At 68.3% G+C, this 8,244-nt stretch carries 10 protein-coding genes; 6 read left to right on the top strand and 4 right to left on the bottom strand.

The features are described 5' to 3' along the window. Positions 1 to 381: 381 nt before the first annotated feature. The 3 genes from GSF22_RS26935 (at position 382) to GSF22_RS26925 (ending at position 2,918) form a co-directional block, all read left to right on the top strand. Complete coding sequence (locus GSF22_RS26935; RefSeq protein ID WP_208816538.1) at positions 382 to 1,776, top strand: hypothetical protein; 1,395 nt, start codon at positions 382 to 384, stop codon at positions 1,774 to 1,776. Positions 1,777 to 1,797: 21 nt separating this feature from the next. Further along, complete coding sequence (locus tag GSF22_RS26930; protein WP_208816537.1) at positions 1,798 to 2,109, top strand: SMI1/KNR4 family protein; 312 nt, start codon at positions 1,798 to 1,800, stop codon at positions 2,107 to 2,109. 131 nt (positions 2,110 to 2,240) lie between these two features. Next, positions 2,241 to 2,918 carry a hypothetical protein gene (locus GSF22_RS26925; protein WP_208816536.1) on the top strand — a complete coding sequence of 226 codons (678 nt, stop codon included), beginning with the start codon at positions 2,241 to 2,243 and terminating at the stop codon, positions 2,916 to 2,918. 114 nt (positions 2,919 to 3,032) lie between these two features. Here the strand turns inward: GSF22_RS26925 and GSF22_RS26920 are convergent, their stop codons facing one another. Next, entirely contained in the window at positions 3,033 to 3,809 is a 777-nt protein-coding gene (locus GSF22_RS26920) for a hypothetical protein (protein ID WP_208816535.1), read from the bottom strand. 254 nt (positions 3,810 to 4,063) lie between these two features. Here GSF22_RS26920 and GSF22_RS26915 point away from each other — a divergent pair, with 254 nt between their 5' ends. After that, complete coding sequence (locus GSF22_RS26915; protein ID WP_208816540.1) at positions 4,064 to 4,588, top strand: HAD domain-containing protein; 525 nt, start codon at positions 4,064 to 4,066, stop codon at positions 4,586 to 4,588. Positions 4,589 to 5,035: 447 nt separating this feature from the next. Here GSF22_RS26915 and GSF22_RS26910 read toward each other — a convergent pair whose 3' ends face one another. Continuing rightward, positions 5,036 to 5,878 carry a TRM11 family SAM-dependent methyltransferase gene (locus GSF22_RS26910; RefSeq protein ID WP_208816534.1) on the bottom strand — a complete coding sequence of 281 codons (843 nt, stop codon included), beginning with the start codon at positions 5,876 to 5,878 and terminating at the stop codon, positions 5,036 to 5,038. Next, a complete protein-coding gene (locus GSF22_RS26905) occupies positions 5,871 to 6,377 on the bottom strand; it encodes a hypothetical protein (protein WP_307804360.1) in 507 nt (168 codons plus the stop codon). The genes GSF22_RS26910 and GSF22_RS26905 overlap by 8 nt, the downstream gene beginning before the upstream one ends. Positions 6,378 to 6,714: 337 nt before the next feature. Here GSF22_RS26905 and GSF22_RS26900 point away from each other — a divergent pair, with 337 nt between their 5' ends. Together GSF22_RS26900 and GSF22_RS36040 are read left to right on the top strand one after the other, a co-directional pair. Next, the gene (locus GSF22_RS26900) at positions 6,715 to 7,503 is read left to right on the top strand and encodes a hypothetical protein (protein WP_208816533.1); all 789 of its coding nucleotides are present in this window, start codon (positions 6,715 to 6,717) and stop codon (positions 7,501 to 7,503) included. Between the two features lie 6 nt (positions 7,504 to 7,509). After that, positions 7,510 to 7,947, top strand: a complete 438-nt coding sequence (locus GSF22_RS36040; protein ID WP_368856914.1) for a helix-turn-helix domain-containing protein — start codon at positions 7,510 to 7,512, stop codon at positions 7,945 to 7,947. A 54-nt stretch (positions 7,948 to 8,001) separates the two neighbouring features. On the opposite strand, the gene GSF22_RS26895 is transcribed toward GSF22_RS36040, so the two are convergent. Further along, a partial coding sequence (locus tag GSF22_RS26895) for a transposase (protein WP_208816532.1) occupies positions 8,002 to 8,244 on the bottom strand: 243 nt, incomplete at its 5' end.

The following is an 8,244-nucleotide window of genomic DNA, read 5'->3' as shown; positions in this document are numbered from 1 at the left end:
GGCGGGGATGCCGGACCTCGGCGATAAGGGGTGGGGGTTCATGAATGCCGGTTCCGAGGCTGTGCGGCGGCGGCCGACCGAACGTGGTGGGCGTGGTGCCGTCGCGAGGCGTCGGATCAGAGGCATGTGAAATGTAGGGAGAACCTCCAGGCTAGCCGCACCGGCAGCTCCGCTGGCTGTGCTGTCAGGTGCGGTCGTCTGGCAGAACCTGACAACCCGGCGGCGAGGTGCGCACGAGACTCACCCGACCCACTGCGGACGCGGGTACCGGACCGGGCAGGCCGGCGGCGTCGCCGGTGAGTGAGCGCCATCGCCGCGCCGATTCGTGGACAGGGCGGCGTTGACGAAGGCCATGGCGGGCAGCACCGTAGGCTTCCGACCGTGACCGGCACTTCTGCCACATCGATGTTCGCCGCCCTGCTGGACCGCTCGGTGGCCCACATCGGGGAGCTCGCGGCCGATGGCCGCCGCTTCGACCGGCAGACCATCGCCACGATCGCGGACGTCTGGGACAACAACACCTTCGCGCTGTTCACCACGGCGCTCACCCGCCCGGGATGGTGGCGTGAGCGGCGCGCGAAAGCTGCCCTCGCGTGGATGGCAGATTTCGGGCCGTCCCGCCGGGCGTGGATGATCGAGCAGGCCGCGATCGCCGGACACCGGCTGGAGCCCTTGCTGCCCCGGACTTCCCAGCGTGCCGTGCACTACCGCGATCACCTCGGGCGTGTCCAGCCCGGTATCACGCCGCTGACCGCTTCGGCCGTCGCCGACATCGCGAAGGACTACGACCTCGCCCGCGCCGAGGTCCGGGCCGTTACGGTGGAACGTGCTGGCGACGAGCTACGCGGCCATGTCGCGCTGGCGGCTTCGCGTCGCTACGCCAGCCCGGGCGAGCAGGAAGACCCGGTCGTGCGCCTGTTTCTCACCGGCGTTCAGACGGTACGGTTCGACAGCGGCGACAAGCGCGGTGCGACCCTGACCGCCGATGCCGCGACCGTCGAGGTCCGCGTCGGTTCCCGCAGCCACCTCCGCGCCGCCTCGGCCACCGTCGGGTTCGACGACCCGTCGTGGCATCTGTCGCACATCGGCAGGATCGCGGACGCGGGCACCCCACACGGCCGCCCCGCCGGGCGCAAGCCTGGGCACGGCGGGCGGACTCCGATGCGAGACGGAGCCCGGGACGCTGCCATCGTGCTCCACCAGGCGATGCTGGAGATCCGTTCCGTGCGGTATGCGAAACTCGTCGGCCGAATTCCACTGCCGCAGCTGTGCAACGTCCTCGCAGGCGCTGACACCGACGTACTCACCGCCGCCCGTCAGCCCCCGGCGACGCGCGACCACACGTTCCGGCGGCTCGCCGAAAAGTGGATCGCCGGCAGCCCTCGCCTGGCAGGCCGGACCGCGGACCGGTTCGCAGACGACCACTGGACCCGAACGATGGTTCCGGACAGCCCGCCCCCGTCCCCAGTGGTCGACCTGCCAACGAAAGCCCAGCTCACACTGGCCACCTACACCGCCCCCAGCGCCCCAGACGGGGCTCTACGCAACGCCTCCACGATGGTCAACCTCGCCGTCCCCGACCGTGACGGAACATGGGGACTACGAGCCGTGAGCTTCCCGGAACCCGCGAGCCTGTCGCTGGACACCGCCGCGTTCACCACCGCTCACGACGTCTCGTACACCCCGGGTGTCTCGCTGGTTCTCGGCCGCGGCGCCTTCGCCGTCACCTGCAGCAGGCCCGGGCCTGACGACGTGACTGGGAAGGTCGTCCGCTAGGCATGCTGGTTGACTACCCGGATGCTGGATGAGCGTGGTGAGCTGTCGGCGAGGCTGGCACGGGTGGCGTCGAAGGTGGCAGCTGCGGCGTCGTTGCCCGGCGGGCCCGTGATGTTCGGTGCTGATGTCCACCGCTTCCGGATCGGCCCGGCGTTGTCGGAAGACGCGGTCGCTGTCTTCGAGAAACACCATGGCGTCAGGCTGCCGCCGGACTATCGCGGCTTCATCACCACGGTCGGGCATGGTGGGCTTGGCCGATTCGGTGGAGCCGGACCCTTCTACGGCCTGCTCCAGATCGAGGACTGGGCGCTGCTGTCGCCCGCATCGCGGTAGGGTTCTGCGTCATGCCGGAAAGATGGGTCGTCGATCATCAGATGCGGCCTGGAGCCGTGCTGTTCGAGTGGGACTGACCGTTCTCGCTCTGGGGGTATTCCGGATCGCACAGCCGACTGCTGTTCCGAAGCGTGAAGTATGACCCGGACACGGACCCAGATTTATATCCGGAAGGGACAGATGCCGACGGTGCTCCGGCGACCGACAAGTGGCCGCGAACGAGGATTGATCTTCTGTTCAAGCCAGTGGATGCCATGTACCTGCGGCAGTTAAGCTACCCGACATTGCGGGTACAGGTAGCCACCGAGCGGGTCGCCGAGGAGATCCTCGACAGGATGCATCGACCACACGGTGGCTGGCAAGTGCTCGAACTGGTCGGCCCCGATGGGGTCGGGGATCATGTCGTCTGCCTCGCTGCCGGATACTGCGAAGACGATGGCGAGTGCTGGGAGCCGAGTCCTTACGCTGCTGATCTCTCCGACGGCCGGACACCTCTTTGGCGGCGACGAGTACTGGGGGGCGGCCCCGATGGGGAGTTGACGGCCAGGTACGCATCGGCGCAAGAAGTGGTGACCGCAACGGTAACCGATTTGCCGATCCGCCGAGCAGGCGACAGGGGGCGCTGGCTTTACATTGTGATGGCGCGTTTCCAGCACAGCAGCGACGGGGAGTATCGGCCCGGCGCCGTGGCGGCCTTTCTGACGAGGCATGAGGCCGAGCAGCGGGTCCAGGAGTTTCACGAGAGTCGCAGCGGAAGTCGCGATGTCTCGGTCAAGTACTGGATCGATGCCGTTCCTATCGATCTCTGACAATCAAAGATTCCGCGATAGTGCGACCTGGTACCCGTACTGCTTCGTGTCCGCCGTCGAGCGTCTCTCGGCCGAGAGTGCTGGCGCGAGACACCAGGCGCACCTTGGCGTCGGCTACAGATGCTGCACATCCGGTGGCGCAAATACGTCCGTGATGAGGCGGAGGTCGGCCGGCGCCAGTTCACTCCCAGGACGGCGGTACGCATGCGGTCCGAGGCAGATGCGGATTCCGTTGACGGTGGTCCACTGGCACGAGGTCCAGTACCGACGATTGTCGAGCAGCTCCATGCTGGTCTGGCGCACGTTGGAGCAGGCGCCGAGGGCAACCAATGCCTGCGCCACCATGTCGACGGCCAGGCTGGGCCGGTCGCTGTCGGCGCAGGCTGGCAGCAGCAGGAGCAGCCGCTCAGCTACGGTGTGGTTCTGCTCTGGCTGCTGGGCAGCGGCAACGAGTTCCGGCCACGCGAGCGCAGGGCCTCGGAAATGCCCATCCATCGCGGCGAGCTGGATCGGATTACCACCGGTATCGGGGTCAAGGAGGTAGTCGACGCCGCTGTCATCTTCGACGTTACGCATGATGATGTGCAGGCGGCTGCGGCCTGCCAGCGACATGGAGAAGACCGGCCAGTCGTGGGGATCGAGAAGGACGTCGATGAACTCGCTCAGATCGGCGGTGTCGACGTGGAAGGCAGCCGGCGCCGATGCGGACCCGCCCACGGTGTAGAGGAATGCGGGCCAGAACAGGTGGCTCGACATCATCTCGGAGCCGTCGACCAGCGGTGACCGCACGATCGGCGGGTCGTAGCCATCCAGGTAGCCGGGAATGATCACGTCGGAGATCATGCCAGTGGCGTCGGTAGCCGCGATGTTGCGGAGCCGGCCGCCGGTCACGTAGCCGCCTGGAGGCAAGCCTGGTGAGCCCTGTGATGCCCGGCTGCGCGACGAGGCCGAGCGGCTGAAGGAGCGCGTGCCGTTGCCTCATGAAGATCACCAATCCCCGTGGACGGCCAGGCACCGTGCCGCTGGTCATCGGCACTCACGGCCTCCCGTCCACCGTCGGCGTTCCCAGTGGTCACGGCGCCGCTGCCGTCACCTGGGAGCGAGCCCGCCCCAGCCCCGATGGCCTCCGATACGGTTCGCGGGTGATGTCCGGCCACACTGACCGCCCTTTACTCTTCCTCGATGTGGACGGGCCGCTGCTCCCGTTCAAAGCCCGGCCTGCGGGTTGGAACCATTCCTCTGGCAGCGACGTCACCTGGTCATTGGACGGTATTGGCAACCCTCTGCTCAGTCGGCTGGACCCCGATGACGGACGTAGGCTGTTGGCGCTGGGCTGCCAGTTGGTGTGGGCAACGACATGGATGGCGCAGGCGAACGAGGTCCTCTCGCCGCGCCTCGGGCTTCCGGACCTACCCGTCGTCGAGTGGCCGGATGCCGACGAGGATCCGGCACCTCGTCTGCACTGGAAGACCGAGTACCTGATCCGGTGGGCGGCCGGACGTCCCTTCGTCTGGCTCGATGACGAAACAACCGACGCTGACCGGCGGTGGGTGGCGGCTCATCACCCGACGCGGGCGCTGCTGCGCACTGTCGATCCGTACGTGGGACTGACCGAGGCTGATCTGTCAGCGGTACGCCAATGGCTCGTGCACGGTGACGAGGCCGCCTGATCACGCCCTACATGCGCGGAGAGCGCGAATCCTGGTGGTGGCCCGCCCAGATGCAGTCGGGGAGGTTCAGCGCATCGGGGTATCGGTGTCCGGTGACCAGCACCATTGCCCTGTCGGTGAGTGCGCGGGCCAGTGTTGCCCGACGGACATCGCCATCGACGGTCGTTGACGATCTCCCCGCCTTACTCGTGTTCCTTTCCGTCGACGTGACTGGGCGAGCCTAGGGGCAGCAAACCCCAGCTCGACAGGCCCGCGCGGCCGAGTGGCCGGCGTTGGTCTTCGAGGTACGCTCAACCTCTGCGCGGCGGGGCGGCCGCCAACCGGTCAAAGGACTCTCGTTTCCCGCGCCTGGCCGGGCGGCCGTGGGGCCGATAGGCGGTTCGGCCACGGCCGCCCGGGTCTCGTTTCCCGGAGTACGTTGCGGGTTACGGAGCCTTCGGGCAGGGTTCAGTGGCGGCGCAGGACCAGCACGTCCTCGTGCGCGATCAGGTGCACGGGGATGCCTTGGGCGCGGGCGCGGCGGACCGCCATCAGCCCGAACATGCTGGCCCGGTGGATGATCTGCCCGTCACGGAACGCGGCGAGCATCGCCGCGCACCGTTCCACGGGGACCAGTCCGACCGACTGGGCGATGGCCAGTAGTTCACCGGGTAGGTCGATCAGGTCGTCGCGTTGGCGGCGTACCGGCCGGCAGGTGATCACCACGGTCCCGCCGGGGCGCAGCAGTTGGTAGCTGGCGGCCAGGATCGCGGCGAACCCGTCGAGCAGGCGGGACCAGTTCGTGTAGGCGAGGTTGCCGTGTTTGCGGTCTCCATAGTGGTGGTTGCGTTTGCGTACCCCGGAACTGGTTGTCTTGACCAGACCGTGGGTGCCGCGTCCGTACGGTGGTGAGGTGAGCACGAGACTCACCCGACCCACCGCGGACGTGGGTACCAGATCGAGCAGGCCGGTGGCGTCGCCGGTGAGCACCAGCGCGGTGCCGGTGGCTCCCTGCGACGCCGCGAGGGTGACGTTGGTTTCGGCCAGCGCGGTGTACCGGGGTTCGATGTCGATGCCGATTCCCTGTCTGCCGAGGTGCATGGCCTCGACCAGGGTGGTGCCGGATCCGCACATCGGGTCGAACACGAGCTCGCCTGCTGCGGTGTAGGAGCTGATGGCGTGTGCGGCCAGGTGGGGCAGCATCTTGCCGGGGTGGCTGGAGGTCTGCGGGACGTAGCGTCCCTGTCGCTGGTCCCGGGCGGGTTGTTGGCAGGTCAACCAGAGCGATGTGACCGGTAGGGGCTCAGGCATCGGTGCCTCGGTTTCCGGCGCTGTGGGTCATGATCAGCACGTCGGTGTGGATGTGAAGTTGTACGTGCTGTCCGCGCTGTGGCGGTCGGTCGGCCGCCACGATGTGCTGCAGGTAGGCCAGGCCGGCTTGCCTGGCGGCGATGATGACGTCGGCCGGTGTGATGATGTCGCCGTGTGGCAGCAGCACTGCGACGCTGCCGCCCGGCACGAGACTGGCCCGGCAGCGGACGAAGAACTCGACCGGTGACGCGGCATCGTGGGCCGGCCAGCCGGTGACGACAAGCGTTGCCGCCTCCCGGCCCCAGCCGGTCGAGCGGACCGTTTGTAGGTGGCTGCGGCGGTGTGCGGCGATGATCGCGCGGGCCAGTTGCGGCCCGTCGGCCAGGTCGACGACCAGATCGGACGGGTGGGTGAGGTTGTGGACGAGCCGTATGCCCATCGCGTTGGACATGCTCTCGCCCGGTTGCGGGGCGGGTACCGGCCACACGGTGACCGGCACGGGTGGGTCGCCGGGCACCACGTCCCCGACGGGGATCGGTGCACGGTGAGGGGTTCTATCGGTCATGGGCGCGGTGGCCCCCGGACCGGCGGGGCGTACTGACGATTCCCAGTGCGTCGCTGACAGGCCGATCGAACCCGTCCCCGATCTGACAGGGCCTGTCTGCCCCGCCACCTGACGAACGTGATGGTGGGCGAGTGTCCGGCCGCACAACGGTGGACCTGGCATGGCCTGTCCCGGTCTGACAGACACTCGTGGTGTCAGGTCGGGCTGTCCCAATGACGGGTCGTGGGCCTTCGCACACGGCGAAGCGCTCCACCTCGAAGGGGGCAGCACCATGGCAGTGACCACCCGCACGAGAACGGCCGGCACGGCGTTGACCACCGCCGAGAAGGCATTCGCGCTGCTGACCTGCGAACCGGCGCCACTGGTGTTCGATGCCCGGCCGGTGCCGGGTCTGCCGGACACGACGATGCCGCTGGACGAGCTGCGCACTTTGTTGGTGCACGAGCGCTACGACAGCGGCACCACCGACGAGCTGTGGCGGCAGCTCGCCTACCACGCCCGCGAGAAGGGACCGGCCTGGGTCGTCGGCGCGATCGGTGTGGCTCTGCCCGCGCTGACGCGCCTCGCGGCGAAGATCAGCCGCGGCTATGCCCGGTACGCTGAGGATGTGGACTCCGAGGTCTTGGCCGGCTTCCTGCATGCTCTACGGACGGCGGATCTCGCGCCACCCCGGTTGTGGCTGCGGCTGTGCTGGGCGGCGTGGCGCGCGGGCGCGGCGGTTGTCAAAGCCGACGACGGTGAGGAGCTGCCGCCAGAGCTGCCTACGGGATCACGTTCACCGAGGATGCCCTACGGGCACCCGGACCTGCTGCTCGGCCGGGCAGCCGCCGCCGGCCTGATCACCGCTGACGCCGCCGAGCTGATCAGCGCGACCCGGTTCGGTGACGCGCTGATCGAGCACTTGGCCGCCGAGCACGGCGTGACGGCTTCAGTTCTGCGGATGCGCCGCCGTCGCGCCGAACGTGTCGTCGCCGCAGCCGTCACACGAGGTGACCTGTCCCACCCGTCGACGCGCAGGTCGCAGCACAAGGCGGAAAGCAGCATGTGCAGACTGGCGTGACGAGACATCACCGCCGCCGGTTCTCCGAGGACTGGGCAGACGGCGCCTTGTGTTCAACGGTCGGGGATTCGACGCACTGGACCCGAATGGAGCGGGGGCGCACCGAGGCGGATCGATGAGCAGACCCGTGACTGGATTTGCGTCATCGCCCCGTGCGACCCCCGGTTTCTCGGCGAACCGTCCTGCTGGTCGCTGGCCAAGCTCCGCGACCACCTCATCGACGCCGGCTACGTCGTGACGATCAGCTTCGAGACCATCCGGCGGTCCTGCACGAACGCGGGGTCTTCTGGCCGGCGACGAAGACGTGGAAGGCCAGCACCGACCCCCGAGTTCACGATGCGCCGGATCCGGGACCTCTACGATCACCCGCCCGGCGACGGGCGGGTGATCTGCGTTGACGAGTTCGGGCCACTGAACCCGCGGCCTCGCCCCGGACGTGCCTGACGTCCGAAGGGTCAACCCACACGGCTACCGGATTGCGGGCCAGTGCTCCGCCCTTCAGGGCGGGGGTGAAGGCCCGCGCCGGGGGGCCGCCAAGACCCGAGCAGTGCCTTGAACCGAACGGTTCTGCTGCTCGATGTACCGACGCACGGCGCTCAGCGGTGCGCCGCCGACGGAGCCTGCGAAGTACGAGCCCGACCAGAGCTTGTTGGCCCGGTAGTAGTGGCGCGCGAGGTCGGGGAACTCCTGCCGCATCCGCCGGCTCGACACGCCCTTGAGGGAGTTGACCAGTCTCGCCAG

Source organism: Micromonospora echinofusca (assembly GCF_017614955.1).
Taxonomy (GTDB): domain Bacteria; phylum Actinomycetota; class Actinomycetes; order Mycobacteriales; family Micromonosporaceae; genus Micromonospora; species Micromonospora echinofusca_A.
The sequence above is the reverse complement of the archived record's forward strand: the minus strand, read 5'-3'. Positions and strand labels throughout refer to the sequence as shown.